23 protein-coding genes are annotated in these 24,620 nt (G+C 68.0%); 12 read left to right on the top strand and 11 right to left on the bottom strand.

The annotated features are described in order from the left end of the window. Positions 1-63 precede the first annotated feature (63 nt). Positions 64-654, top strand: coding sequence for a TetR family transcriptional regulator (locus tag AB0P21_RS38620; protein ID WP_363703987.1), 591 nt, complete (start codon positions 64-66; stop codon positions 652-654). On the opposite strand, the gene AB0P21_RS38615 is transcribed toward AB0P21_RS38620, so the two are convergent. Beyond that, positions 647-1,576 carry a neutral zinc metallopeptidase gene (locus AB0P21_RS38615; protein ID WP_363703985.1) on the bottom strand — a complete coding sequence of 310 codons (930 nt, stop codon included), beginning with the start codon at positions 1,574-1,576 and terminating at the stop codon, positions 647-649. The two genes, AB0P21_RS38620 and AB0P21_RS38615, sit on opposite strands and share 8 nt — an antisense overlap. A gap of 56 nt (positions 1,577-1,632) precedes the next feature. Between AB0P21_RS38615 and AB0P21_RS38610 the strand changes: the two genes are divergently transcribed. Beyond that, positions 1,633-2,736 carry an aminotransferase class V-fold PLP-dependent enzyme gene (locus tag AB0P21_RS38610; protein ID WP_363703983.1) on the top strand — a complete coding sequence of 368 codons (1,104 nt, stop codon included), beginning with the start codon at positions 1,633-1,635 and terminating at the stop codon, positions 2,734-2,736. A 50-nt stretch (positions 2,737-2,786) separates the two neighbouring features. Here the strand turns inward: AB0P21_RS38610 and AB0P21_RS38605 are convergent, their stop codons facing one another. Beyond that, positions 2,787-4,814 (bottom strand): DEAD/DEAH box helicase, encoded by a 2,028-nt coding sequence (locus AB0P21_RS38605; RefSeq protein ID WP_363703981.1) that lies wholly within the window; start codon positions 4,812-4,814, stop codon positions 2,787-2,789. Between the two features lie 386 nt (positions 4,815-5,200). On the opposite strand from AB0P21_RS38605, the gene soxR reads away from it, so the two are divergent. Together soxR and snpA are read left to right on the top strand one after the other, a co-directional pair. Beyond that, positions 5,201-5,677, top strand: a complete 477-nt coding sequence (gene soxR / locus AB0P21_RS38600) for a redox-sensitive transcriptional activator SoxR (RefSeq protein WP_363703979.1) — start codon at positions 5,201-5,203, stop codon at positions 5,675-5,677. A 153-nt stretch (positions 5,678-5,830) separates the two neighbouring features. Next, positions 5,831-6,502, top strand: a complete 672-nt coding sequence (snpA, locus tag AB0P21_RS38595; RefSeq protein ID WP_363703977.1) for a snapalysin — start codon at positions 5,831-5,833, stop codon at positions 6,500-6,502. 74 nt (positions 6,503-6,576) lie between these two features. Here snpA and AB0P21_RS38590 read toward each other — a convergent pair whose 3' ends face one another. After that, positions 6,577-7,170 (bottom strand): hypothetical protein, encoded by a 594-nt coding sequence (locus AB0P21_RS38590; RefSeq protein WP_363703975.1) that lies wholly within the window; start codon positions 7,168-7,170, stop codon positions 6,577-6,579. 259 nt (positions 7,171-7,429) lie between these two features. Here AB0P21_RS38590 and AB0P21_RS38585 point away from each other — a divergent pair, with 259 nt between their 5' ends. Further along, entirely contained in the window at positions 7,430-8,320 is an 891-nt protein-coding gene (locus AB0P21_RS38585; RefSeq protein ID WP_363703973.1) for a helix-turn-helix transcriptional regulator, read from the top strand. Between the two features lie 61 nt (positions 8,321-8,381). Here the strand turns inward: AB0P21_RS38585 and AB0P21_RS38580 are convergent, their stop codons facing one another. Beyond that, the gene (locus AB0P21_RS38580) at positions 8,382-8,609 is read right to left on the bottom strand and encodes a hypothetical protein (RefSeq protein WP_363703971.1); all 228 of its coding nucleotides are present in this window, start codon (positions 8,607-8,609) and stop codon (positions 8,382-8,384) included. A 152-nt stretch (positions 8,610-8,761) separates the two neighbouring features. Between AB0P21_RS38580 and AB0P21_RS38575 the strand changes: the two genes are divergently transcribed. Beyond that, a complete protein-coding gene (locus AB0P21_RS38575; RefSeq protein ID WP_363703969.1) occupies positions 8,762-9,100 on the top strand; it encodes a DUF397 domain-containing protein in 339 nt (112 codons plus the stop codon). Between the two features lie 363 nt (positions 9,101-9,463). On the opposite strand, the gene AB0P21_RS38570 is transcribed toward AB0P21_RS38575, so the two are convergent. Further along, entirely contained in the window at positions 9,464-10,495 is a 1,032-nt protein-coding gene (locus AB0P21_RS38570; protein ID WP_363703967.1) for a LacI family DNA-binding transcriptional regulator, read from the bottom strand. A 222-nt stretch (positions 10,496-10,717) separates the two neighbouring features. Between AB0P21_RS38570 and ugpC the strand changes: the two genes are divergently transcribed. Continuing rightward, the gene (gene ugpC, locus AB0P21_RS38565; protein WP_363703965.1) at positions 10,718-11,797 is read left to right on the top strand and encodes a sn-glycerol-3-phosphate ABC transporter ATP-binding protein UgpC; all 1,080 of its coding nucleotides are present in this window, start codon (positions 10,718-10,720) and stop codon (positions 11,795-11,797) included. Between the two features lie 60 nt (positions 11,798-11,857). Here the strand turns inward: ugpC and AB0P21_RS38560 are convergent, their stop codons facing one another. Continuing rightward, positions 11,858-12,865 carry a glycosyltransferase family 2 protein gene (locus AB0P21_RS38560; RefSeq protein ID WP_363703963.1) on the bottom strand — a complete coding sequence of 336 codons (1,008 nt, stop codon included), beginning with the start codon at positions 12,863-12,865 and terminating at the stop codon, positions 11,858-11,860. Positions 12,866-12,969: 104 nt separating this feature from the next. On the opposite strand from AB0P21_RS38560, the gene AB0P21_RS38555 reads away from it, so the two are divergent. Beyond that, positions 12,970-15,420: a YfhO family protein gene (locus AB0P21_RS38555; protein ID WP_363703961.1), complete on the top strand. Its 2,451-nt coding sequence runs from the start codon at positions 12,970-12,972 to the stop codon at positions 15,418-15,420. On the opposite strand, the gene AB0P21_RS38550 is transcribed toward AB0P21_RS38555, so the two are convergent. Genes AB0P21_RS38550 through AB0P21_RS38535 form a run of 4 tightly spaced genes read right to left on the bottom strand, consistent with a single transcriptional unit; the run spans position 15,413 to position 19,046 of the window. Next, on the bottom strand, positions 15,413-16,399 hold the full coding sequence (locus AB0P21_RS38550; RefSeq protein ID WP_363703959.1) for an ABC transporter permease subunit: 987 nt from the start codon (positions 16,397-16,399) through the stop codon (positions 15,413-15,415). The genes AB0P21_RS38555 and AB0P21_RS38550 overlap by 8 nt on opposite strands. Beyond that, on the bottom strand, positions 16,396-17,385 hold the full coding sequence (locus AB0P21_RS38545) for an ATP-binding cassette domain-containing protein (RefSeq protein WP_363703957.1): 990 nt from the start codon (positions 17,383-17,385) through the stop codon (positions 16,396-16,398). The genes AB0P21_RS38550 and AB0P21_RS38545 overlap by 4 nt, the downstream gene beginning before the upstream one ends. Positions 17,386-17,434: 49 nt before the next feature. Further along, a complete protein-coding gene (locus tag AB0P21_RS38540; protein WP_363703955.1) occupies positions 17,435-18,466 on the bottom strand; it encodes a CU044_5270 family protein in 1,032 nt (343 codons plus the stop codon). After that, the gene (locus tag AB0P21_RS38535; RefSeq protein WP_363703953.1) at positions 18,459-19,046 is read right to left on the bottom strand and encodes an RNA polymerase sigma factor; all 588 of its coding nucleotides are present in this window, start codon (positions 19,044-19,046) and stop codon (positions 18,459-18,461) included. The genes AB0P21_RS38540 and AB0P21_RS38535 overlap by 8 nt, the downstream gene beginning before the upstream one ends. Positions 19,047-19,193: 147 nt before the next feature. Between AB0P21_RS38535 and AB0P21_RS38530 the strand changes: the two genes are divergently transcribed. From AB0P21_RS38530 to AB0P21_RS38515, 4 genes are read left to right on the top strand one after another with little or no spacing between them, the layout of a single operon-like run. Further along, positions 19,194-19,475, top strand: coding sequence for a metal-sensitive transcriptional regulator (locus tag AB0P21_RS38530; RefSeq protein WP_363704153.1), 282 nt, complete (start codon positions 19,194-19,196; stop codon positions 19,473-19,475). 32 nt (positions 19,476-19,507) lie between these two features. Beyond that, positions 19,508-19,738: a heavy-metal-associated domain-containing protein gene (locus AB0P21_RS38525; RefSeq protein WP_363703951.1), complete on the top strand. Its 231-nt coding sequence runs from the start codon at positions 19,508-19,510 to the stop codon at positions 19,736-19,738. Further along, positions 19,735-20,772: a hypothetical protein gene (locus tag AB0P21_RS38520; RefSeq protein ID WP_363703949.1), complete on the top strand. Its 1,038-nt coding sequence runs from the start codon at positions 19,735-19,737 to the stop codon at positions 20,770-20,772. The genes AB0P21_RS38525 and AB0P21_RS38520 overlap by 4 nt, the downstream gene beginning before the upstream one ends. Positions 20,773-20,783: 11 nt before the next feature. Beyond that, positions 20,784-23,015 (top strand): heavy metal translocating P-type ATPase, encoded by a 2,232-nt coding sequence (locus AB0P21_RS38515; protein WP_363703947.1) that lies wholly within the window; start codon positions 20,784-20,786, stop codon positions 23,013-23,015. Positions 23,016-23,058: 43 nt separating this feature from the next. Here the strand turns inward: AB0P21_RS38515 and AB0P21_RS38510 are convergent, their stop codons facing one another. Beyond that, complete coding sequence (locus AB0P21_RS38510; protein ID WP_363703945.1) at positions 23,059-24,603, bottom strand: alpha-amylase family glycosyl hydrolase; 1,545 nt, start codon at positions 24,601-24,603, stop codon at positions 23,059-23,061. Positions 24,604-24,620: the final 17 nt, after the last annotated feature.

Raw genomic sequence — 24,620 nt, 5'->3', positions numbered from 1 at the left:
AGGTCAAGAGTCTTGGACGCTTGACCTACTCGACGTACTGTGAGAGCGATCGAGAGGAGTCCGATGGCTCGCGTACCCGCGCAGGAGCGCCGCGCCGACCTGGTCCAGGCGGCGATCAAGGTCGCCACCAGGGAGGGTCTGGCCGCGACCACCACCCGCCGGATCGCGCAGGAGCTCGGAATCTCGGTCGGCATCGTGCACTACTGCTTCCGGTCGAAGGAGGAGTTGCTGCACGAGGTGATCCGGGTGATCGCGGAGGCGCAGGTGGTGGCAGCGCGGTCGGCGATCACGCCCGGCGGCGACCTGGCGGACAGTGTGCGGAACGCGTTCCTCGGCTTCTGGCGGTTGGTCGAGACGACGCCTGAGGCCCAACTGCTGACGTACGAGCTGACGAGTTGGGCGTTGCGCAACGCGGAGACCGAGCCGCTGGCCCGCGAGCAACGGGCGAGTCAACTGGCTGGGATCCAGGCGATTCTGGCCGAGATCTCAGCGGCGACCGGAGTCGAGTGGAAGGTGCCGGCCGAGCAGCTCGCGCGGATGACGCTGGCTGTCACCGACGGGGTGACGCTGGGCTGGCTGGTCGATCGGGACACGGCGGCCGCAGTACAGATCCTGGAGGCGTTCGCCGGTCAACTGGTGGAGCTGGTCAGCTGACCGTCGCCGGTTTGGCGGCGAAGGTGTTGCAGGCGGCGGGGTCAGCGGCATCGAAGCCGGCGCGTGACCAGCGGCTGTGGTTGGTCTTGTTGCCGTGGGTGCGCTGCGGGTTCCACTCGTCGCCGCGGTTGCGGACGGTCCACTTCCACTTCAGCAGCCAGGAGCCTCGGGCGGGGAAGAACTGCTTGTCGGCGCCCAGGTAGACGCCGCTCAGACAGGACGCCTGCAGCTCGCGCCGGCGACTCTCGAGCAGGGCCAGGGTGGAGTTGCTGAGGTACGACTCGCGAGTGTGCGAAGCCTGCAGGATGCCGGCCATCGACTGGACGTGATGCCCGTACTCATGGGCGATCAGGAACGCCATCGTGGTCCGGGTCCACAGCGGGTCGTAGGTCGCCTGGTTCTTCAGGTCGTAGTCGGCGCTCATGTAGATGGTGCCGTCGCAGTACACGGCGGTGCTGGTCAGATCGCAAGCGGTGTTGGCGGAACGGCCGGCGTACACGACGAGTTTGGGGGCCGTGAACGGGAAGCCGGCTTCGCGCATCACCGGGGCCCACGCCTTGTTGAGGCATTCGAGGAACTGGCCGTAGTACAGCTTCACCTTGGCCAGCGAGGTCGCCCTGGCCGCCGGCTCCTTGCAGCGCGAGGCCGGGATCTTGCCGACCTTGTACAGCTTGCTCTGCAGGACGATGCGATTGTTGGTCGCCATCGGATCGGCAGTGGGAGTCGGTGTCTCCGGTACGCCGGCAGGCGCGCTCGGGGCGATCGACGGCTCCGAGGTGACCGCGGTCGGCGACGCGGTGGGTACGACGGCGCTGATTCCCCGGCCCGGATCGGCCAGCCGCGCGGCGACCACCCCGGACCCCGCGGCGAGCGCGAGCGCCGTACAGATCAGTGCTGCCCGCCCCCACCTGACGTTCCCCATCGCTTGACCATACCCGTAGCAAATGGATGCTGACAGCCACTATGGTGATCCGCACCATGGGCATACACGAGCGGCATCGGTTGACCGAGGTGATCAACGCCAGAGGGACCTACACGCCGCTCGGAGTGTCCCGCAGCTCGCCCGGCGTCGCCGCCGCGGTCGCGGAGGCGCTGCCCGAGTTCTTCGTGATGGACCAGCTCGCCGACCGGGCCGGCGAGGCGCTCGCCTTGGCGACCGGCGCCCAGGCCGGCGCGATCACGCACTGCACCTCCGCCGGGATCACGTTGGCGATCGCGGCCGTGATGGCCGGTACCGATCCAGACCGGATCGCGGCGCTGCCGAACACCACCGACCTGCACAACCGGGTGGTGCTGCCGGCCGTGCACACGGTGGATTACGGCCAGTCGAACCTGCAGGCAATTCGGTTGTCAGGGGCAACAGTAGTGCTGGCGGGGAACGAAAACCGTTGCAGCATTGAGGATCTGGACGATGCGTTGGCGGGCTCTGAGGTCGCTTGTCTGTTGCTGGTGTCGTCTCGACTCGTCTCCGGGGAGCCGGTGGATCTGGCGGCCGCAGTACGGGCTGCTCATCGTCGGGGTGTGCCCGCGATCATCGACGGCGCGGGTCAGTTCCCCCGGACCGCGGATCTGCTGGCGACGGGGGCTGACGTCGTACTGATCAGTGCGCAGAAGTATCTGGCTGGGCCGACCGCCGGACTCGTCGTGGGTACGCATCGGCTGGTGCGGGCCGTTCGCGCGCAGGAGAAGGGCATCGGGCGCGCGATGAAGCCGACGAAGGAGTCGATCGTCGGTGTCCTCGCGGCGCTGGAGGAATGGCACGCGATGGATCGGGCCAAGTGGGAGGCGGATCAGGCGGCCAAGGTCGCTGCCTTCATCACTGCGGCCGGCAAGCTGCCTGGCCTGGTGGCCGAGGAGCTTCCGGACCCGACCGGTCTGCCGTTGTCGCGCGTTCTGTTGACCGTGTCCGGCGGAATCGATGCCACCACGCTGGCGGCCGCACTGGAACACGGCATGCCGGCCATCTACGTCAGCACGAACCGCAGTCAGGAAGGGCAGCTGATCCTCGAGCTGGTTCCGCTCGACGATGACGAGCTCGAGATCATCCTGACCCGGCTCGCGATGGAGCTGCAGGCCACCTGACATGACAAGACCCCGGCAACCACCTGGTTGCCGGGGTCTCGATTGTCAGATCACCGCTGGTAGGTCTTGTTCCCACCCTCGTAACGGCTGCTGCTCGAGCGCTCCGGACGACGGCTGCCGCCACCGCTGGAGCCACGGCCCTGGTAGCCACCGCCACCGCCGCCGAACCGCTTGCCGCCCTTGTTGAAGCCGCCGCTGCCACGGACCGGCTTCGGCGCCGGCAGCTTGACCGGGAGGCCCGACGGCTTGGTGCCACCGGTCAGCTCGGTCACCAGACCGTCGCCCGGACGGGCGCGGACCGGCTCGGCCTCGACACCGGCGGACTCGGCCATCCGGATCATGCCCCGACGCTGGTGCGGCAGGAGCAGGGTCACGACGGCGCCCTTGCCACCGGCGCGCGCAGTACGGCCGGCGCGGTGCAGGTAGTCCTTGTGCTCGGCCGGCGGGTCAGCCTGAACGACCAGGCCGACGTCGTCGACGTGGATGCCGCGAGCCGCGACGTCCGTGGCGACCAGCACCGGAACCGAACCGTCCTTGAACTGGTCCAGGGTGCGGTTGCGCGCGCCCTGGGTCAGGCCGCCGTGCAGCGCCGCGGCCATCACGCCACGGTCGCGCAGCTGGGTGGCGACGCGGTCGGCGCCCAGCTTGGTACGGACGAAGACGATGGTGCGGCCGTCGCGGCTGGCCAGCTCGGCCGTCAGCGACTGCTTGTGACCCGGCTCGATCACGAGCAGGTGGTGCTCCATCGTGGAGACGGTGGCCTGGCCGGACTCGGTCGAGTGCGTGACCGGGTCCTTCAGGTAGGTCTTCACGATCTTGTCGACGTCGTTGTCCAGCGTGGCCGAGAAGAGCAGCCGCTGGCCTTCCTTCGGGGTCATGTCCAGCAGCGTGGTGACGGCCGGCATGAAGCCCATGTCGCACATGTGGTCGGCCTCGTCGAGGACGGCCACCTCGACCGCGCCCAGGTCGGCAGCGCCCTGCTCACACAGGTCGATCAGCCGGCCGGGGGTGGCGATCAGCAAGTCGACGCCGCGACGCAGCGACTCGATCTGCTTCGGGTAGGGCAGCCCGCCGGCGATCAGCTTGATCGTCACGCCCATCACGTGGGCGAGCGGCTCGAGCGCGTCGTGCACCTGCATGGCGAGCTCGCGGGTCGGCACCAGCACCATGCCGCGCGGACGGCGCGACTCGGTGTGGCCACCGGCCAAGCGCATCAGCGTCGGCAGACCGAAGCCGAGCGTCTTGCCCGAACCGGTCTGGCCACGGCCGAGCACGTCCTTGCCGGCCAGCGCGTCCGGGATGGTGGCAGCCTGGATCGGGAAGGGCTGGCTGATGCCGTCCTTCGCCATCCGCTGCACCAGCCGCGGCGCCAGTCCGAGGGCGGCGAAGCCATTGCCCTCGGCAACCTCGCCGAGGTCCTCGATCGGCTCGAACGTGCGCTCGGGGCGGTCGTAGGCGCGGTCGCTGCGGTCGTAGCTGCGGGCCGGACGGTCGCGGTCGAAGCCACGGCTGTCACGTCCCTCGTTGGTGCGCTGGGCCGGCCGGTCGTCCCGGTTGAAGCTGCGGGCCGGACGCTCGGTCCGGTCGTAGCTGCGCGCGGGGCGGTCGTCACGGGCGGGACGCTCGGTCCGGTCGAAGCTCCGCGCGGGGCGGTCGTCGCTACGGGCCGGGCGGTCGTCGCGGGCCGGCCGGTCGAAACCGCGGCTGTCCCGGTCGTTGCTGCGGAAGGCCGGCTTGTCCGAGGAGCCCTGGTAGCTGCTCTTCGGGTAGGAAGAGCGCTCCGGGCGGCTGGTGCTCCGCTCGGCGGCGCGGTACCCCTTCACCGGGGCGTCCCGGCGCTCGCCGCGGCTGCCGCGGTCGGAGTACTGCGAGGGGCCGCCGCGACGCTCGGGAGCGGGGGCAACCTTCTCGACCCGGGCCGAGCTGCGCTCGGTGCCGGGGGTGTTCGGGGCGTCCAGCTCAGCGGCCATCCGCTCGCCGTACGACTGGGTCTGGAACTTCTTGTGCCGGGGCTTCTTCTGGCCATCGGCCTCGGAGCCTTCGGCGGGGACGAACTGGTCCTGGTGGTGCTGGGACACGCAATCTCTCTCTCAACGTCACGGACTGATGCCGGATCGGAGCCGCACGCGAGCGCCGGCCAAAATTCTTTGGCCGGACTGAACCGTGCTGGGCAGGAGATAGGCATCGACCTGCGGGTGCTATCGCGGATTGCACCCATGTCGCCGGTGGTCCATCAGCGGGATGCTGAAACCGACGGGTCGGAGCGCCTGGGAAATGCTCTGGTGACGCGACTCGCGCACCGACCCGAAAAGTATACCCCGTCCCGGCGCGGGCTCTGACCACGGCCAGTGACCACTTGAGTTAACGCGCGTAAACCACCGTCCCGGGCGCCCTCGCAGTACCGGGCGGATCTCGATTGCTCAAGTTCGCTTCAGCTCTTGTGTGGGCGATCTAGGGTGAAGGTATGGCGGAGGACACCATTCCCAGCAAGGACCACTGGCTCTCGATCGGGGAGATCGCCCACCGCTCCGGTGTCGCCGCGTCGGCCCTGCGGTTCTACGAGGACCAGGGCCTGATCACCTCCCGGCGGACGGCCGGCAACCAGCGGCAGTACCAGCGCGGCACCCTGCGCCGGATCGCGTTCGTGCAGGCCGCTCAACGGGTCGGACTCGCACTGGCCGAGATCAAGGCCGCGCTGGATTCGTTGCCGGGTGACCGTACTCCGAACCGGGCCGACTGGAGCCGGTTGTCGAGGTCCTGGCGCGGCCGGCTGGACCAGCGGATCGCCGAGCTCGAGCGGCTGCGCGACGATCTCGACGGTTGTATCGGCTGCGGCTGCCTGAGCCTGCAGCGCTGCAACCTCTACAACAAGGACGACCAGCTGGCCGAGCGCGGACCCGGTGCCCGCATTCTGAACGTGGGCATACCTGGCGAGTTATGACAGGTCATAGGCGCGCTGTCGGTGAACGAGGGTTAACCCCTACCTTTTTCCCGATCTGGTGTGAAAATCGCCGACTGTTGGCAGGCTCCGATCTGTAGCGATCAGTAATCCGCCGGTCGCTTTCCGCCACAGATCACGGAGTGAGGCCCTCCCATGTCGCATCGCCGTATCCTGACGTCCCTGGCCGGACTGGCAGCCGCAGCGCTCGCCGTTCCCGCCTTCGCCGCCGCCGCCCCCACGGCCGAGGCGCCCAGCACCACCACCGCCCCGACCACCGTCTCGGCGTACACCGGCTCACCGCAGGACGAGGCCGCCACCAAGGCGTTCTACGCCGCGGTGATGAAGTCCGTGAAGGCCAAGCAGGCCAAGTCCGGCAACAAGGCCGCCGCCGTCACCGTCACCTACGCGGTCGACGCCCCGACCTTCGCCGCCGAGATCGCTTCCAGCACGTCGATCTGGAACTCCTCGGTCAGCAACGTGACCCTGGTCGAAGGCAGCAACTACGACTTCTACTACACCGAGGGCAACGACTCGCGCGGCTCCTACGCGTCGACCGACGGCCACGGCTCCGGCTACATCTTCCTGGACTATGCCCAGGCCCAGCAGTACGACTCCACCCGGATCACCGCCCACGAGACCGGCCACGTCCTCGGCCTCCCGGACCACTACTCCGGCCCCTGCTCCGAACTGATGTCCGGCGGCGGCCCCGGCCCCTCCTGCACCAACCCGAACCCGGACGCCAACGAGCGCGCCCAGGTCAACAGCCTGTGGGCCAACGGACTCAGCAGCCTTGGCGAGAAGGCCGCGTTCCACACCTCCAAGTGAGGTAGCCCGCAAGAGCCTCCGGCTCGGACCGCCCGGCAGGGGACGGCTCCGGGCCGGAGTTCTTTGTGCTGGACCTATTCGGCCGGGTTGTCGTCGGGGGGCTCGTTGCCGGCTCGGCGGACGTAGCGCAGTACGCCGGCTGCTGTCATCACTACGCCGGTGCCGGCTGTGCCGAGCATGAGGGTGATGCTCGCGTGGCCCAGGTAGGCGCCGACGGCGTAGGCGACGGCTCCGATGCCGAGGGCTGGGAGCAGGAAGATGCCGATGCAGGCCAGGACGGCGTGCACGGTCATCCGGCGTGAGCTCGCGATGATCAGCAGCGGGTTGCCGTCCATGCCGGTCAGCGGTTGGCACTCGCTCTGGCGTTGTAGCTGGATCTTGGCTGCTTTGTCTTTGGCACGCTGAAGTTCGGCTTCGCGAGCGAGCTTCGCGCGATCGGCGCGGGCCTTCGCCTTAAGCTGCCGGATCTCCTCGCCGCCCTCGATCCTGGACCTGCGGCGCTGTGTCCTCAGTGAGCGGAGCTCTGACTCCGCCTCGTACTTCGCCTTCAGGCGAGCGACTCGGCGCTGCCGGAGGCTGGTCGGGCTCAGGCTCTGGAAGAAGACGCTCAAGCGTGTTCTCGGAGTGGGGGTGCTGCCGCCCGGTACGGGCTGAGTGGTGTTCGACATTTCCCCTCCCCTCCGGGCTGGGTGCCTCGCTATCCGCTGTCGACCGGGTGCCGAGTTGCAGAATCACTAGTATCAAGAAGTAACATCGCTCCATGCTAACTCCTACCGTGCTATGTAGCACAGAGCCTGATCGCGAAAAACTGCATCGCAGCCAGAGGATGCTCACGTGGCAAAGTGGCACTATGCTGTACGTACTGGGCGGTGCTGGTGGGGGTGGCGCTCGGACAGGGCGCTCTACGCAGAGGGCGAGGTGACCGGCGTGACCGAGGTGGTATCCGGTGGCGGCGCGGAGTTCGCGCGCGTCAAACTGCGGACGACGATTCGCAGGTACCGAGCCGGCGTCGGGCTGACGCAGAAGGACGCGGCGGAGGAGCTCGGCTGGTCGGTCAGCAAGTTGCTGCGGCTAGAGCAGGGGACGTCCCCGATCACGCCGTCGGACATGCGCGCGCTGATGTCCCTGTACCGCGAGACCGACCCAGAGGTGGTCGCGGAGCAGGTGGAGATCGCGAAGCAGGCCCGCGAGCAGACGACCTACGAAGCCTTCAGCGACATCGCGACCCGCGAGTACCAGGAGCTGATGGGGCTCGAGATGCGCGCGAAGGTCATCTACAAGTACGAGCCGTCCGTGATCCCCGGCCTCTTCCAGACCGAGGACTACGCCCGCAACCTGTCGCGGGCCCTGGAGCTCGGGCCGGAGCGGATCGAACGCCAGGTGGAGATGCGGATGATGCGTCAGGCCAACGTGCTCGAGTCGCCCTCCCGGCCGGAGCTGAACTTCATCCTCGGCGAGCCGGCGCTCAGCCGGAAGGTCGGCACCAACGAGGTGATGCTCGAACAGCTCAACCACCTGCTCGAGCTGGCAAAGGAAGGCGACATCACGCTGTCGATGCTCCCGCTGGCATCCGGCCCCCATCCCCGGATGGGTACCGCTTTCACGATCTTCCAGTTCGACGACGATTTGCCCGACACGTTGTACCTCGAAGGCGCCGACATCGAGACCGTCAGCATCGACAAGCCCGAAGAGGTCCAGATCCATCGCAAGCTGTTCGCCGAACTGCACGAGAAGGCCGACGACTTCCCGTCGTTCGAGGACGAGGTCGAGGAGATCCGCCGCTACCGGTTCTCACGACCCGAGCGGCCGACGGACTGAGTCACCTCCGCGACACCACGCTCGGAGCTCCGGCTTCACCACCGGACTCCGCAGCGTCGGCTCACCGCTGCTCGAAGCCGACCAAACCCTTCTGCACCAGCAGCCGCGTACCGGCCAAGCCGCCTACCAGGACGGCTGTGACACCGATGCCGATCTGCAGTGGAACGCGAACTGCGTCGACCGCAACCGCGGCGACCCCGGCGGTGAGCAGCAGGACTATCGCGCCGACGGCGAGGGTGTACATCGCCACGATCGCCGCGAGCACAAGGTAATTCTGGACAGTGCCCATCACCGCGTCCCCCTGGATGAGGCAGCTAAGTGCACCATGGTGAGTTCTCACCGGCCCTCGGCGCAAGACCTCGGACCGGCCCATCGTCGCTGTCCGTAGCCCTGTGGCTTAGTGAGCTGTTCTCGTTTACGCTCGTTGTCGGGGAGGCCACGATGTCGCTTGCACCGCTGGTGTTTCGCAAGAGCAGCTTCAGCCAGACCAATGACTGTGTCCAGTGGGCCCACGCGACCGACGGCGTCCACCTCGGCGACACCAAGGACCCCGGTGGTGTCACCTTTCGCGTCTCTCATCGCGAGTGGGACGACTTCACCTCCGCCGTACTGGCTGGAGCAGTGTCACCCGGACGCCTCATCTACAGGGCCGAACCAACTGGCGTGTCAGTCTTCCTGACTGCTGATCCCGCGCTCTCGTTGAAGTTCAACGAGTCCGAGTGGACAGCCTTCACCTCGGCCATCGCCGCAGGAGAAGTCCACCTGCGCTCCGCCGGTTGAAACCGGCCTATTCACTGCCCCTGACCCCACCGCACTTGCTACCAGCCGCAGACGTAACCGGGTGCCTTCGGTATCGAATTGACAGATCGCTAACTTACGGTGCTTCCGGCCGACCGTGATCGTCCGCTGATCTCACCCTTTGCTAGCTCACAGCGCGGCACTGCCCCAGCCACCCGCAGCCTCGCGCACCATCTCTTCTGTTCTTGTCTTCTTGTTCTTGCTCTTGTTGCTTGTCCTGTGGCTCACCCCGATGCCGACCGGTGGCGCGGCACTCTCCCAGCCACAGGCCGAGGTGCGCACTAAATTATCCTTGTTCTTTGCTCTTGTTCTTTGCTCTTGTTCTTTGCTCTTGTTCTTTGCTCTTCAGTTCTGGGTGGGGCGGTGGGGGCCCGTGGTGTTGCGGACTACGAGTTCTGGGCGGAAGAGGAACTCGGTGTGGGGAGTCGCGTGGCCTCGGACCTCTTCGAGCAAAGACTGGACGGCGGCTAGACCCATTGCCTGTACTGGTTGGCGGACCGTCGTCATCGGCGGGTCGGTGAATTCCATCATCGGGGCGTCGTCGTAGCCGACGACCGAGAAATCGCCGGGGACCGTGAGGCCGCGTTGGCGGGCGGCTCGGATTACGCCTAGGGCCATCATGTCGGAGCCGCAGACAACTGCGCTGACGCCGACGTCTAGCAGGCGTTGGGCCGCGGCATGGCCGCCTTCGACGCCGAACATGCTTAGTTGGACGAGGTCACCCAGGTCGGCATCGGTCAGGCCGAGTTGGGCTTTCATCGCGGTGCGGTAGCCGGCGAGTTTGCGCTGGACGACGATGAAGCGTTCCGGACCCGACGCGAAGCCGATCCGACGGTGGCCTAGGGCAACCAAGTGGGAGACCGCCAGCTCCATCGCGGCGTGTTCGTCGGAGGAGACGAACGGGGCCTCGACGCCGGGGAGCCAGCCGTTGACGAAGACGACCGGGAGGTTGCGGTCGACCAGGGACTGGTAGCGGCCGTGGTCGGCGCCGGTGTCGGCGTGCAGGCCGGAGACGAAGATGATGCCGGAGACGCCGCGTTCGAGCAGCATCTCGACGTACTCCTCCTCGGTCGCGCCGGACGGCGACTGGGTGCACAGCACGGGAGTGAAGCCGCGTTGGGACAGCGCCGACTCGATCACCTGGGCGAAGGCGGGGAAGATCGGGTTGATCAGCTCCGGCATCACCAGCCCGATCAGGCCGGCCGAGCGGCGGCGGAGCCGGGTCGGGCGTTCGAAGCCGAGGACGTCGAGGGCGGTCAGCACCGCCTGCCTGGTCTCGTCGGCGACCCCTGGTTTCCCGTTCAGCACCCGGGACACCGTCGCCTCGCTGACGCCGGCCTTGACGGCGATGTCGGCCAGCCTCGCTCTACTGCTCACGGCGGCACCTTACCCACCGGTCACTGAACTTGCAGCAAGAACCTGCAAGAAGTTGCAGCCTGACCTGCGCGGAAGTGTCCAGGGAGTGAACAGAACGGACAAGTCACACGCCGTACGCCTTGTCAGGAGCTGCCGGTCAGGTGAGGATGGCTGCACCCCCGCTTGGGGGCCTTTACTCGGATCGTCCGGCACGTTCCTGCCGGTGAAGGAAGGTACACAGTCATGGCTACTGTCTCGTTCAAGGCGGCATCCCGGGTCTACCCCGGTTCTGAGAAGCCCGCCGTCGACAAGCTGAACCTCGAGATCGAGGACGGCGAGTTCATGGTGCTCGTCGGCCCGTCGGGTTGCGGCAAGTCCACCTCGCTGCGGATGCTCGCGGGCCTCGAAGAGGTCAACGAGGGCTCCATCTACATCGGCGACCGCGATGTCACCCACCGCCCGCCGAAAGAGCGGGACATCGCGATGGTGTTCCAGAACTACGCCCTCTACCCGCACATGTCGGTCGCGGACAACATGGGCTTCGCGCTGAAGATGCAGGGTGTCTCCAAGGAGGACCGCGCCAAGCGCGTCCTGGAGGCCGCCAAGCTGCTCGGCCTGGAGGAGTACCTCGACCGCAAGCCGAAGGCCCTGTCCGGTGGACAGCGTCAGCGGGTCGCGATGGGTCGCGCGATCGTGCGTAACCCGCAGGTCTTCCTGATGGACGAGCCGCTGTCGAACCTCGACGCCAAGCTCCGGGTCCAGACCCGCACCCAGATCGCCGAGCTGCAGCAGCGCCTCGGCGTCACCACCGTCTACGTCACCCACGACCAGGTCGAGGCCATGACGATGGGCGACCGGGTCGCGGTGCTGAAGGACGGTCTGCTGCAGCAGGTCGACACCCCGCTGAACCTGTACGACAACCCGAAGAACCTGTTCGTGGCCGGCTTCATCGGCTCCCCCGCGATGAACCTGCTGACCGGCGACCTGGTCGACGGCGGCGTCAAGCTCGGCGACTACACCATCCCGGTCGGCCGCGACATCCTGGCCAAGGCCGGCAGCGACAAGACCGTCTCGATCGGCGTCCGCCCGGAGGCCTTCAAGGTCTCCGACACCGGCCTGCCGGTGAAGGTGGCCGTGATCGAGGAGCTCGGCGCTGACGCGTTCCTCTACGGCACCGCCGAGCACGACGGCAACCACCAGCAGATCGTGGCCAAGATCGGCGCCCGGATGAACGTCGAGAAGGGCTCGCTGATCCACCTCGAGGCGCAGACCGACAAGCTGCACCTCTTCTCGACCTCCACCGAGGAGCGCCTCACCGCCTGATCTCAGGTACTGCGTACAAAAGCTGGCCCCCGGAGTTTCCGACTCCGGGGGCCAGCTTTTTCAGTTCCGATCCAGCCGTACTTCGTCCGGATGCACCTGCAGCCGATACACCGACGTCACCGCCGGCCCGAGCACAACGCCCGGCGGCGTCAGATTGCTCTCCTTGACCAGATAATGCGGCCGCTGCTTGGTCTCGTAGTAGATCCGCCCGATGTACTCGCCGATCACCCCGAGCATCACCATCTGCAGCCCGCCGAGCCCGGTGATCGCGGCGATCAGCGTCACGTACCCCGGCATCTCCACGCCCTGCGTCGCCGCCACCGCGATCACCCAGATCGCGTACAGCACGGCCACCGTGGTGAGCAGCATGCCGACGTAGATCGCGGCCCGCAACGGCTTGTTGTTGAACGAGATCAGCCCGTCCAGCCCGTACTCGAACAGCTTGCGGAACGACCACCTGCTCCGGCCGCCACCGTCGCGCTGGACGTTCTCGTACTCGAAGACGACCGACTCGTAGCCGATCCAGGCGAACAGCCCCTTGGAGAACCGGTTGTTCTCCTCCAGCTTCAGCAGCCCGTCGACCGCCCGCCGCGAGATCAGCCGGAAGTCACCGACCCCGTCGACCAGTTCGACGTCGGCCCAGCGGTTGATCAGCCAGTAGTAAGTCCTGGCCAGAAAGGTCCGGGTGGCCGGATCACCGGCGCGGGTCCGGCGCGCGATCACCTGGTCGAAGCCGCGGCCGTGCAGTTCGAGCATCCGGCCGATCAACTCGGGCGGGTGCTGCAGGTCGGCGTCCATCAGCATCACGGCGTCGCCGCTCGCGTGCCGCAGCCCGGCGAGCATCGCCGCCTCCTTGCCGAAGTTCCGGCTGAAGGACAGGTAGCGCACGGTCGGGTCGGCGCCGGCGATCTCCAGCAGCGCGTCCAGCGTCCCGTCGGTGCTGCCGTCGTCGACGTAGATGATCTCGTACGGCTCGTCGGTACCAGCAAGCTCGCGGCTGACGGCCTGGTGGAACCGGGCGATCACGTCGGCCTCGTTGTAACAGGGAACCACGAGCGTCAGGCGCATTGCGCTCCAAGAGAGATGGACTAGACCGGCAGGAGTGTAACCTGGCGGGCGGCAGGCCGTCCGGCGCGCGGGGGCGCGGGCTCGAATCACATCCCGGAGGATCCTTGCACGCGGACGATACCCGTCGGAAGGGGCTGCCTGCGCCCGAGGCGTTGGTGGCGGCAGCAGTGGCCGCGTTGGGGTTCGTCGCGGCAGGCATTGCCCGGGGCACCTTTCCCTTCGGGGACAAGTCGCGGAGCACGAACGACCTTGGTACGCAGTACGTTCCGTTCTTCGCGCATCTGTGGGACGTGCTGACCGGGAACGCGCAGGGCGACTTCCTGTTCAACTGGCAGAGCGGTTTCGGCGTCGGCTTCCTGGCCGACTACGGCGTCGATCTCGGTAGCCCGCTGTCGTTCCTGGTGGTGCTGTTCCCCCGCGACGACATCGACCTGGCCGTGTTCGTGATCAGCACGCTGAAGCTGGCCCTGGCGGCCGCTGCGATGGCCTTCCTGCTGCGCCGGATGCGGCCCGGCCCCTGGTGGCTGGCCGCGGCGCTCGGCGCCTCGTACGGGCTGTGTGGCTGGGCGATCGACGACGGCGCCTACGTCCCGATGTGGCTCGACGGGCTGATCGCGCTGCCGATGTTCTGCCTGGTCGGCGTGTGGGCGCTGAAGGGCAGGCACCGCACCCTCAGCGTGCTGGTGATCGCCGTCTTCTGGGTCTCCAACTTCTACACCGCTTATATGGCGACGATCGCCGCCGCCCTCATCTTCGTGGTCGGCGTGCTCACCAGCGAAGCCGCCTGGGCGGACCGGCTACGCGGCGTACTCCGGTACGCCGTGGTCTCGGTCCTCGGCCTCGCGCTGTCGACCCCGATCCTGATCCCCCTCGTCAAAGCCAACGGCCTCGCAGCCCCCTCCCCTTCCGGCATCTTCGTCCCGGTACCGCTGGAGAACTTCTTCTCGCGACTCCTCCCCCTGTCCGAAGGCGTCGGCCGCGGCGCCGGCCTGTACGTCGGAACCGCGGCCCTGCTGCTCGCGGCGACGCTGCCGTTCAACGGTTCGGTCAGGGCGGTCACGCGGATCGCCTGGACCGCCTTGGCCGTGCTGGTCGGCGCTTCGTTCCTCTGGGCCCCGACGCACGAGATCTGGCACGGCTTCGACACCCCGAACGGAAGCCAGTACCGGCAGGGATTCGTGCTCTGCGCGATTCTGGTGATCGCCGCGTGGCTGTCCGTCGCCGATCGCGCCCCGAGCTGGATCGCCCTGGCCGGCGGCACCGCTTTGGTCGTCACACTGGCGATCTGCACGCAGCACAGTCCCTTGCTGACGAAAGGCAGCATCATCGTCCTGAGCTGCACGGGCGTCCTGATGCTGCTGGTCCTCCTGGCTCTCCGGTACGTCGGCCGCCCGCGCCTGGTCGCCCTGGTCGCAGCCGTCCTGGTCCTCGGCGCGGTCGGGGTGGAGCTCGCCTGGACCGCGATCGTCGTCGACGAGCAGCGCGGCAAGCTCCTGACCGTCTCGGCGCCACCCTGGGGAGCCAGGCAGACCGAGCTGGCCGGCAAGGTGCGCGAGGCATCCGGCTGGCCGCAGTACCGGACTGATCCGGGGACGGTCGAGACCACCAACGACCCGATGCTGCTCGGCGGCCAAGGCGGCGGCTTCTACAGCAGTCTGTTGCCGAAGACCCTCAACCAGACGCTGACCGAGCTCGGCTTCGGCTGGGCGGGCTACGGCCGTGCTTCCTACGCGCTCGACAACCCGGTCACCGACGCCATCTTCTCGATCGGCGCCAAGCTGGACGGCAGCGACATCAAGCGGGCCGAGGTGCCGCCGCTGGTCACCGTGCACCCCAAGCCGGCCGACGACGCGCCGCAGCCGGCCAGCGCTTTCGCCTTCCAGGAAAGGATCCTGGGCACGAAGGTGTACGACGTACCGGAGTACAAGGGGCGGAGCACCACCACACCAGGGGTGGTCTCACTGACCGCCCGGTGTGCGGTCGGGTCGCCTGTCTATCTGTCCTTGCCACGCGTCTCCGGCGAGGCACGGCTTGGGCCGGACGGCGACTGGAAGCAGCTCGCGGCGCCGCGGCGGCCAGGGATCAACACCAGCAGCGAGATGCTGAACCTCGGGCCGACGCCGGCCAGTGGGGTGGCGGTCGTGGAGTTGAAGGTCATCGACTCCGGCGGACCGATTCCGCTGACCGGCGCGATGGGGTGTCTCGATCCCGCCAAGCTGAAGGCAGCTGTCGCCGGGCTGCGCGCGTCGGGACCGACCGAGGTGAAGGCCGGTGGACACTCGATCGAGGCGACGTTGAAGCCCGGCAGTACTGGGCTTGCGGTGGTCTCGGTACCGCGGATCGACGGCTGGCGTTGCGCTGTTGACGGCGGCGACGCCAAGGAGCCGACCAACCTGGGTGGGCTGCTGGCGGTGGAACTGCCGGGGCCGAGTCAGAAGGTCAGCTGCAGCTTCCGGCCGCCAGGCCTGGATCTGGGCCTGGCAGCCGGCGGAGCCGCAGTACTCGTCACTCTTGGTCTTGCGCTGTTCAGCAGGAGAAGAAGAACCGCTAGTTGACGTCGCGGCGCCGGAAGACCAGCGCCCCGAGCAGGATCAACGCGACACTGGCGATGCTGAGGTACCAGGCGCCGTGCTCGAAGGACAGGTGCTTGGCGACCGAGTTGCAGTTGTAGCTGCCGCCCTCTCCGGTAGTGCACTGCTCGACGTAGTACGTCGTACCGTGCCCGACGAAGGCGTCGAAGTTGAGCCGGATCAACCAGGGCTGCGTCTTCTGCAGGAAGCCACCGAAGACGCCCTCGACGATCACGATGTACCCCATCACCAGGCCGATCGCCGCCGCGGTGTGCCGCAGCAACAACCCGACGACGCTACCCAGCGCCGCCCCCACCGCGGTCAGCAGGACGACCCGTCCGGCCGTCTCGAACAGATTGCCCCAGACCTTGCTCGTCGTACTGGCGGTGCTGCCGAGCTGGTCGACGATCAGGAACGTGCCCAGTATCAGGATGCCGGTGATCACCACCGCCACCGGGACCAGCCCGATCGCGGCGCCGAGCAGTTTGCTGCCGTAGACCCGCAGCCGGCGTGGTTCGAAGGTGAGCCAGTTGCCGATCGATCCGCTGCTGAACTCGGCCCCGAGGAAGCTGGCGCCGATCAGGAACGCGATGAACACCAGCAGGTACGACGATCCCTGCAGCAGACCGGGCATGATCTCGGCGAACACCGTCTGCGGCTTGCCGAACTGGTCGATCGTCGGCGGACCGGGGCAGAACTCCTGCAGCGACGGCCTCGGGTCGGGCGTCTGCGCGTACGACGCCTCGCAGTCCTTCTGGTACTGCGCTCCGTTCTGCTGCCAGTCCTTCTGCGCCTGCTCGAAGTAGGCCTGGTTCTGCTGCTGCTCGGCCGCCGACAACGGCCGGGCCTCGCGCCAGGTGGCGAACAGCAGGAACGCAGTGATGATCAGGACGGCCGCGACGCCGATGATCGTCAGCCGGCGCGAGGTCAGCCGGCGCAGCTCGACTCGGGTCAGCCGGATCACTGGACGCCTCCCAGACCCTCGTCGGCGGTGAGCTCGAGGAAGACGGACTCCAGGTCGGCACGGACCGGGATCAGCTCGGACACGTACAACTCCTGCTGGGCAAGACGTTTGGTCACCTCGGCGGAGTGCTCGGCGCCGTCGACGAAGAGATAGTTGCCTTCAGCCCGCACTGTCATGCCGGCCGCGGTGAGGATGGCAGCTGCCTGCTCCTGGTGCGCCGCGTGCTCACCGAGCGCGACCTTGACGCTCGACTTGCCGCTGCCGCCGATCACCTCGGCGACGGTGCCGGAGGCCAGCAACCGGCCGTGGCCGATGATCGAGACGGTGTCGGCGACCTGCTCGACCTCGGCCAGGATGTGGCTGCTGACCAGCACCGTCCGGCCCTGCTCGCCCAGCCCGCGCATGGTCTCGCGGATCTCCCGGATGCCGGCCGGGTCGAGCCCGTTGGTCGGCTCGTCGAAGATCAGCAGCTCGGGCTCCTTGAGCAGCGTCGCGGCGATCGCCAGCCGCTGCTTCATACCCAGCGAGTAGGTCTTGAACTTGTCTTTGCCGCGCTCGTTCAGCGAGGTCTCGGCCAGCACCTCGCCGACCCGGCGGCGGGGCGCGCCGATCGCGTCGGCGAGCAGTTCGAGGTTCTTCCGGCCGCTGAAGGCGGGGAAGAACTTCGGCGACTCGACGATCGCGCCGATCCGGCCGACCACGTCGGGGAGCCGGTCGGGCACCACCTGGCCGAACACCGTCATGGTGCCGGCGTCGGCCCGGACCAGCCCGAGCAGCATCCGGATCGAGGTGGTCTTGCCGGACCCGTTCGGCCCGAGGAACCCGTGCACGCCGCCGATCGGCACTTCCAGGTCAAGACCCTGGACCGCGACCACGCGCTTGCCGCGCCGGGTCCGGTAGGTCTTCCGCAGCGCCTGCGTGCGGATCGCCAGGTCAGGCATACCGTCCCTCTCGTTCTTCGCCACCTCGGCGAGGTGGACGCTCATCTTCGCAGAGACAGACGTCCACCTCGCCGGGTTTGTTGCTCGGTTGCCACTACTTGCCGAGCTGATCGGCGATGCTGCTGGAGACCGAGCTGAAGCCGGTCACCAGGCCGCGGTTCCTGCCGCTGGTGATGACCGTCCGCTCGCCGATGAAATCGCCGGTACGCGGATCGATGATGATCTCCTGCCGCCGCTCGCCGTCATCGCTGCCGTAGGCGATGCCGACCTTGCCGGCCAGGTTGGCCGCGCGATCCGACACCTCCAGGTGGTCGAGGTTGCCCAGCGCCCGGTACAAAGCGGACCGTACGTCGGCCGGCAGCTCGCCGGTCCGCAACGCGTCCGCGGCGTACACCAGCAGCTCGGTCTCGCCCCGGCCGTTGCGAGGGGCATCCTTCTTCAGCCGCTGGTACAGCGCTTCGGGATCGCGCGGCAGGCCAGCCACCCAAGCCGGTGTGGGGTCACCCCAGTTGCCCGTCTCGGCGCACGGCTGCTGGCCGGCGTCGAGGTAGAAGTCACCGCACTTGGCCCGCAGCACCTGCGGCTTCTTGCTTCCGTCCATCAGCTTGTTCACGAAGTCGAGGTCCTGCTGGGTGCCGGTGAGCAGCTTTCGGTTGCCGGTGATCACGCTGCTCTGCAACCACTCCTGGGTCCGGTCGGCCGGGATCCAGGTCTCGCTCAGTGACTCCTCGAGGTAGGTGACGCCCTTGTTCGGAGCTGTTTCGGTGAATCCTTCGGCCCAGGAGTGGGTGACCCGATGGCGGTACTTGCCGGGTGGGATGACCGGATCCTCGGCGACCACGTGATCCGCGGCGGAGTTGAGTTCCGCCTTCGCCTCGGCGCTGCCGCCGGGCGAGTTCGTGGCGATCAGGAAGCCGGTGACGACGAGGGTGACCACCGCGGCGGCCGCGGTCAACGCGTAGGCCCAGGGGCGCTTACGGCGTACCGGGCGGTCGAGGGTCTCCAGAAACGTGGCGCGGGACGACTCCAGCCGGCTCAGGTCGGTCGGTACGTCGTCGTGCAGCGCGCCGAGCGCGCGGTCCAGGTCGTCCTCGGACCACAGGTGGATCAGCTTGTCCTCAGTCATGGGTCGCCTCCTGGAGACGGAGTTGGCGGCGGATGCGGTGCAGGCGGGAGCGGACCGTGCCGACCGGGATGCCGAGCGCGTCGGCGACCTCGACGGTCGACAGCTCGGCCCACGAGGTCAGCAGCAGAACGTCGCGGTCACCGGGTGACAGGTCCGCGATCGCCGGCGCGATCCGGCGGGCCATCGCTTGCGCGTCCACCCGCTCCGCGACTGCTCCTTCGTGCGACGGCTGGTACGGCGTACTGCCGCTGTCCGCCCGCGCGGTGGCCCTGAGCCCCCGGACCTCCTGCCGGACGTGCCGGCGAGCGAGGTTCGTCGCGATTCCGTAGAGCCAGCCGCGGACCGCGGCGGTGGCGGGGTCATAGGTCTGGCGTTGCTTGAAGGCCGCCAGGAAGGTCTCGCTGACCAGGTCATGGGCATGCTCGGCGCCGACCCGGCGGGCGAGGTACCGGTGGAGTTGGGCGGCATAGGCGTCGAACAGGCGGCCGAACTCCGCACCGGCGTCCAGGCCGCCCAGCGCGGGCCTGTCCTCACCTGTGCCGATGTCAGCCTCCGGGCTGTCGTAGCGGATCGCTCTCATGCCTGTTGTTGCCCGCTGGGCGGGGTGGCGTTCACGCTAGTTGCATTTGATACCCATAGGGGGTATTTTTTGGGCTGTCGACATACCCCACAGGGGTAGCAGTGGAGAAGAGGAACCGCCATGACCACCGAAGACAGCGCCGAGCACGTGCACGGTTACACCTCGGAGAAGACCAGCCACCTGAAGCGGCTGCGCCGGATCGAGGGGCAGGTGCGCGGCCTGCAGCGGATGGTCGAGGAGGACAAGTACTGCATCGACATCCTCACCCAGGTCTCGGCGGCCACCAAGGCGCTGCAGTCCTTCTCCCTGGAGCTGCTGGACGAGCACCTGTCGCACTGCGTGGTCGAGGCCGCGCAGAAGGGCGGCGCGGAGGCTGAGGAGAAGGTCCGCGAGGCCTCCGACGCCATCGCCCGTCTCGTCCGCAGCTGATCACCGAACACCTTCGAGCTAGGAGCACTGCTATGCCCACCACCACGTACTCCGTCAACGGCATGACCTGCGGTCACTGCACCGCCGCCGTCACCGAGGAGCTCGGCAAGCTGCCGGGCGTCCAGGAGGTCGCCATCGACCTCGTCAAGGGCGGCACCTCCGCTGTGCACGTGACGAGCGAGGGCGCGCTGGACGAGACCGTGGTCCGCGAAGCGGTTGACGAAGCGGGCTACGAGCTGGCCGCACCGGGCGCGAGCGCATGACCAGGGCTGTCGCGATCCGGCTCGGCGCGTTCGCTGGTGCGGTGGCGCTGGCCTTCGCCGGCGCCTTCGCGATCGGCTCCGCGGTGGACCCGATCGCGGCAGCCAACCCGGCGCCTTCCGGCGAGCACGCCGACGGCGACGCCGGCGGGATGAGCGGCATGCCCGAGGGCAAGACCGGCGAGACGGGCGAGACGGGCGAAGGTCACGAGGCGGGCGGAGCCCATGAGTCCGGGCACAGCGCGTCCGATACCCAGCCACCCGGACTCGCGGTGTCCCAGTCGGGCTACACCTTGGCGCCCAAGAGCACCTTCTTCCAGCCAGGCAAGCCCCAGCAGCTCGCCTTCACCATCCAGGGCCCGGACGGCAAGCCCGTCACGCAGTACACGGCGACCCATGAGAAGGACCTCCACCTGATCGTCGTCAGGCGAGACCTCTCCGGCTTCCACCACGTGCACCCGACCCGGGCAGCCGACGGCACCTGGAGCATCCCGTTCACGTTCACCGCCGGTGGCCAGTGGCGGATCTTCACCGACTTCCAGCCCACCGCGCTCGGCAAGACCATCACCCTGGGCGCCGATGTCAACGTCAGCGGTCTCTACATCCCGGTCCCGCTGAACGAACCGGCGAGCGTGTACTCCGTCGACGGCTACGCCATCACCCTCGCCGGTACGCCGGTCGCCGGCAAGGAATCAGAACTGACCTTCAGCGTCAGCAAGGCCGGCAAGCCGGTCACCGACCTGCAGCCGTACCTCGGCGCCTTCGGCCACCTGGTGTCGCTGCGCGGCGGCGACCTCGCCTACCTGCACACGCATCCGTCCAAGGAGGCGAAGGCGGGCATGACCGGCGGACCGGGAATCATCTTCGGGACCACTTTCCCGACCGCCGGCACCTACAGCCTGTTCCTGGACTTCCAGCACGCCGGGAAGGTGCGCACCGCCGAGTTCACCGTGAACGTCGGCACCGACGGCACGGCGATCGTGCCGCCCAGCGAGCTGCCCGGCGCCGCTGAAGAATCTCCGCACGGACACGGATAGGAGGCCCAGCAATGACCACACCGGACAACTCCGTCGAGCTCCTGATCGGTGGCATGACGTGTGCCTCCTGCGCCAACCGGGTCGAGAAGAAGCTCAACCGGATGGACGGCGTCACCGCCACCGTCAACTACGCCACCGAGAAGGCGAAGGTGACGTTCACCGAGGGGATCAGCACCGACGACCTGGTCGCCACCGTCGAGGCGACCGGCTACACCGCTTCGTTGCCCACTCCCCCTGTTGCCGACAGCCCGGAACCCGTCGACGAGCTGCGGCCGCTGCGCGAGCGGTTGTTCGCGAGCATCGCGCTCGCCGTACCGGTGATTGCCCTGGGCATGATTCCGGCGTTGCAGTTCGACTTCTGGCAGTGGGCGTCGCTGACACTCGCGGCGCCTGTGGTGACGTGGGCTGCCTGGCCGTTCCACAAGGCTGCTTGGACGAACCTGCGGCACGGCGCCGCGACGATGGACACGTTGATCTCGGTCGGTGTGATCAGCTCGTTCATCTGGTCGCTCTACGCGCTCTTCCTCGGTGAAGCGGGTGCGCCGGGGATGAAGATGCCGTTCACGCTGATCCCCTCGCGGGGCAGCGGGGCGGAGGAGATCTATCTCGAGGTCGCGGCCGGGGTGACCACGTTCATCCTGGCCGGCCGGTACATCGAAGCGCGCGCCAAGCGGCGTTCGGGGGCCGCGTTGAAGGCGCTGCTGGAGCTGGGCGCCAAGGAGGTCGCCGTCCTGCGGGACGGTGACGAGATCCGGATCCCCGCCGATCAGCTTGCTGTGGGCAACGAGTTTGTGGTGCGGCCGGGCGAGAAGATCGCCACCGACGGGGTGGTCGTCACCGGTTCGAGTGCGGTGGACGCCTCGATGCTGACCGGTGAGTCGGTGCCGGTCGAGGTCGGCGCGGGCGATGCCGTCGTCGGCGCGACCGTGAACGCCGGTGGGCGGCTCGTCGTACGGGCTACTCGGGTCGGGTCGGACACCCAACTGGCGCAGATGGCACGGCTGGTGGAGGACGCGCAGAACGGGAAGGCGGCCGTGCAGCGGCTGGCGGACCGGATCTCCGGCGTGTTCGTGCCGATCGTGATCGGGCTTTCGCTGGCCACGCTGGGGTTCTGGCTCGGGAACGGGTCACCGACCGAGGTCGCGTTCACGGCGGCGGTCGCAGTACTGATCATTGCTTGCCCTTGTGCGCTGGGGCTGGCGACGCCGACCGCGTTGATGGTCGGGACGGGACGCGGGGCGCAGCTCGGCATCCTGATCAAGGGTCCGGAGGTGCTGGAGGCGACGCAGCGGGTCGACACCGTCGTACTGGACAAGACGGGGACCGTGACGACCGGGCGGATGGCGTTGGTCGACGTGCTGCTCGCCGAGGGCGAGGAGCGGTCCGAGGTACTGCGGCTGGCGGGGGCGCTGGAGCACTCGAGTGAGCACCCGATCGCGCAGGCGATTGCTCGCGGGGCTGCTGATGAGGTGGGCAAGCTCGCTGCGGTCGAGGACTTCGGGAACGTCGAAGGGCTTGGCGTTCAAGGGATCGTCGACGGGCATGCCGTGCTGGTCGGCCGGACGAAGTTGCTGGAGGAGTGGAGTCAGCAGCTGCCGGCGGCGCTGGCGCATGCGAAGGAGCATGCCGAGGCCGAGGGCAGTACTGCGGTCGCGGTCGGGTGGGACGGCAAGGCGCGGGCGGTGCTCGTGGTTGCCGACACCGTGAAGCCGAGCTCGGCCGAGGCGATTCGCCAGCTGAAGGCGCTGGGGTTGCGGCCGGTGTTGCTGACCGGTGACAACGAGGCGGTGGCGCAGAAGGTTGCCGCCGAAGTTGGTATCGACGAGGTGATCGCCGAGGTGCTGCCGGTGGGCAAGGTCGACGCCGTGAAGAAGCTGCAGGCAGAGGGCCGTACTGTCGCGATGATCGGCGACGGGGTGAACGACGCTGCTGCTCTGGCCCAGGCCGATCTGGGGTTGTCGATGGGCACGGGCACGGATGTCGCGATCGAGGCGAGTGACCTGACGCTGGTGCGCGGCGATCTCCGCTCGGCGGCTGATGCGATCCGGTTGTCGCGGACCACGCTGCGCACGATCAAGGGCAATCTGTTCTGGGCTTTCGCCTACAACGTCGCAGGTCTCCCGCTGGCCGCTGCCGGTCTGCTCAACCCGATGCTGGCCGGCGCCGCGATGGCGTTCAGCTCGGTCTTCGTCGTCAGCAACAGCCTGCGGCTGCGCCGCTTTCAACCACTTGACAAGAACTGACCCCATGGAGCCCTGGTCTGTGGCCCAGGGCTCCAGGGGCGGGTCAGCGGAGCCAGGCGGTGGTGTCGCTTGGCAGTTTGCCTTCCTCCAGCGGATTGCTGGTGAGCAGCAGCTCCGTGTGGGCCGGCAGGCTGATCGGGTCCGGCGTCAGGTTGACCACGCAGATCAACGTCTCCCGGGTGAAGGCCAGGACACCGGGCGGGGTGTCGAGCCAGGTGAGAGTGCCGTCGCCGAGCGCGGTACGGCGGATCTTCAAGCCGTTGCGGTAGAGGGCGAGCATCGAGTTCTGGTCGACCTGCTGGGACTCGACGGTGAGGTTCTTCCAGTCGGCGGGTTGCGGGAGCCACGGAGTACCGGCGCCGAAGCCGAAGGGTGGCTCCTTGCCGGACCACGGGATGGGGACCCGGCAGCCGTCGCGGCCTCGGTCGGAGCCGCCTGAGCGTTCCCAGATCGGGTCCTGCAGGAAGTGGTCCGGGAGGTCCTCGACCTCGGGCAGCCCCAACTCCTCGCCCTGGTAGACGTAGAGGCTGCCGGGCAGCGCCATCGCCAGCAGGGCGGCGGCGCGGGCCCGACGCTCGCCCAGCACCGGGTCGGTGACCATGCCGTGCTTGCGGTCCTGGTGCGAGAACGACGTGTCCGGACGCCCGTACTTCGTCACCGGGCGGGTGACGTCGTGGTTCGAGAGCACCCAGGTGGGCGGTGCTCCGATCGGCACGTGCGTGGTCAGCGTCAGGTCGATCGACGCGCGCAACTCTTCGGCCTCCCAGGGGCGGGACAGGAAGTCGAAGTTGAACGCGGTCTGCATCTCGTCCGGCCGCAGGTAGAGCGCGAACCGCTCCTGGTCCGGCATCCACATCTCGCCGACCAGGAACCGGCCCTCGTACTCGTCGCTGATCTGCCGCCAGCCGCGGTACACCTCGTGCACCTCGTCGTGGTCGGTGTACGACTCCTCGACACTGTCCAGGTCCTTGAACAGCACCGCGGCGCTGTCGATCCGGATGCCGTCGACGCCGCGATCCAGCCAGAACCGCAGGATGTCGTGGTACTCCGCGACCACCTCCGGGTTGCGCCAGTTGAAGTCCGGCTGCTCCGGGGCGAACAGGTGCAGGTACCACTGGCCGTCCGCGACCTGCGTCCAGGCCGGCCCGTTGAAGATCGACTGCCAGTCGTTCGGAGGCAGGCCACCCGCACGCCCGTCGCGGAACAGGAACCGCTCCCGCTCGACCGACCCCGGTCCCGCCGCCAGCGCCTGGACGAACCAGTCCTGCTGGTCGGAGCCGTGGTTCGGGACGATGTCGATGATGGTGCGGATCCCCAGCGCGTGCGCCTCCTCGATATAGGCCTCCGCCTCGGCGAGGGTGCCGAAGCTCGGATCGATCGCGCGGTAGTCGGCCACGTCGTAGCCGCCGTCGGCCATCGGCGACGGGTACCACGGGTTCAGCCAGATCGCGTCGATACCGAGCTCGGCCAGGTAGGGCAGCTTGGCTCGCAGTCCGGCCAGATCGCCGATCCCGTCACCGTTGCCGTCGGCAAAGCTGCGCAGGTAGACCTGGTAGATCGCTGCTCCGCGCCACCATGTATCCGACATTGCTTCTCCTTTGGGGG

Origin of the sequence: Kribbella sp. NPDC056861, assembly GCF_040687575.1 — a bacterium.
Taxonomy (GTDB): domain Bacteria; phylum Actinomycetota; class Actinomycetes; order Propionibacteriales; family Kribbellaceae; genus Kribbella.
This window is presented reverse-complemented; position numbering and strand designations above follow the sequence as displayed.

Bases quoted from the DNA above. Each gene is read 5' to 3' on its own strand.
- soxR (WP_363703979.1), top strand. From the start codon at position 5,201: ATGGCGGAGGACACCATTCCCAGCAAGGACCACTGGCTCTCGATCGGG.
- snpA (WP_363703977.1), top strand. From the start codon at position 5,831: ATGTCGCATCGCCGTATCCTGACGTCCCTGGCCGGACTGGCAGCCGCA.
- AB0P21_RS38510 (WP_363703945.1), bottom strand. From the start codon at position 24,603: ATGTCGGATACATGGTGGCGCGGAGCAGCGATCTACCAGGTCTACCTG.
- AB0P21_RS38610 (WP_363703983.1), top strand. From the start codon at position 1,633: ATGGGCATACACGAGCGGCATCGGTTGACCGAGGTGATCAACGCCAGA.
- AB0P21_RS38535 (WP_363703953.1), bottom strand. From the start codon at position 19,046: ATGAGAGCGATCCGCTACGACAGCCCGGAGGCTGACATCGGCACAGGT.
- AB0P21_RS38560 (WP_363703963.1), bottom strand. From the start codon at position 12,865: ATGCGCCTGACGCTCGTGGTTCCCTGTTACAACGAGGCCGACGTGATC.
- ugpC (WP_363703965.1), top strand. From the start codon at position 10,718: ATGGCTACTGTCTCGTTCAAGGCGGCATCCCGGGTCTACCCCGGTTCT.
- AB0P21_RS38515 (WP_363703947.1), top strand. From the start codon at position 20,784: ATGACCACACCGGACAACTCCGTCGAGCTCCTGATCGGTGGCATGACG.
- AB0P21_RS38615 (WP_363703985.1), bottom strand. From the start codon at position 1,576: ATGGGGAACGTCAGGTGGGGGCGGGCAGCACTGATCTGTACGGCGCTC.
- AB0P21_RS38520 (WP_363703949.1), top strand. From the start codon at position 19,735: ATGACCAGGGCTGTCGCGATCCGGCTCGGCGCGTTCGCTGGTGCGGTG.
- AB0P21_RS38540 (WP_363703955.1), bottom strand. From the start codon at position 18,466: ATGACTGAGGACAAGCTGATCCACCTGTGGTCCGAGGACGACCTGGAC.
- AB0P21_RS38575 (WP_363703969.1), top strand. From the start codon at position 8,762: ATGTCGCTTGCACCGCTGGTGTTTCGCAAGAGCAGCTTCAGCCAGACC.
- AB0P21_RS38525 (WP_363703951.1), top strand. From the start codon at position 19,508: ATGCCCACCACCACGTACTCCGTCAACGGCATGACCTGCGGTCACTGC.
- AB0P21_RS38580 (WP_363703971.1), bottom strand. From the start codon at position 8,609: ATGGGCACTGTCCAGAATTACCTTGTGCTCGCGGCGATCGTGGCGATG.
- AB0P21_RS38620 (WP_363703987.1), top strand. From the start codon at position 64: ATGGCTCGCGTACCCGCGCAGGAGCGCCGCGCCGACCTGGTCCAGGCG.
- AB0P21_RS38590 (WP_363703975.1), bottom strand. From the start codon at position 7,170: ATGTCGAACACCACTCAGCCCGTACCGGGCGGCAGCACCCCCACTCCG.
- AB0P21_RS38545 (WP_363703957.1), bottom strand. From the start codon at position 17,385: ATGAGCGTCCACCTCGCCGAGGTGGCGAAGAACGAGAGGGACGGTATG.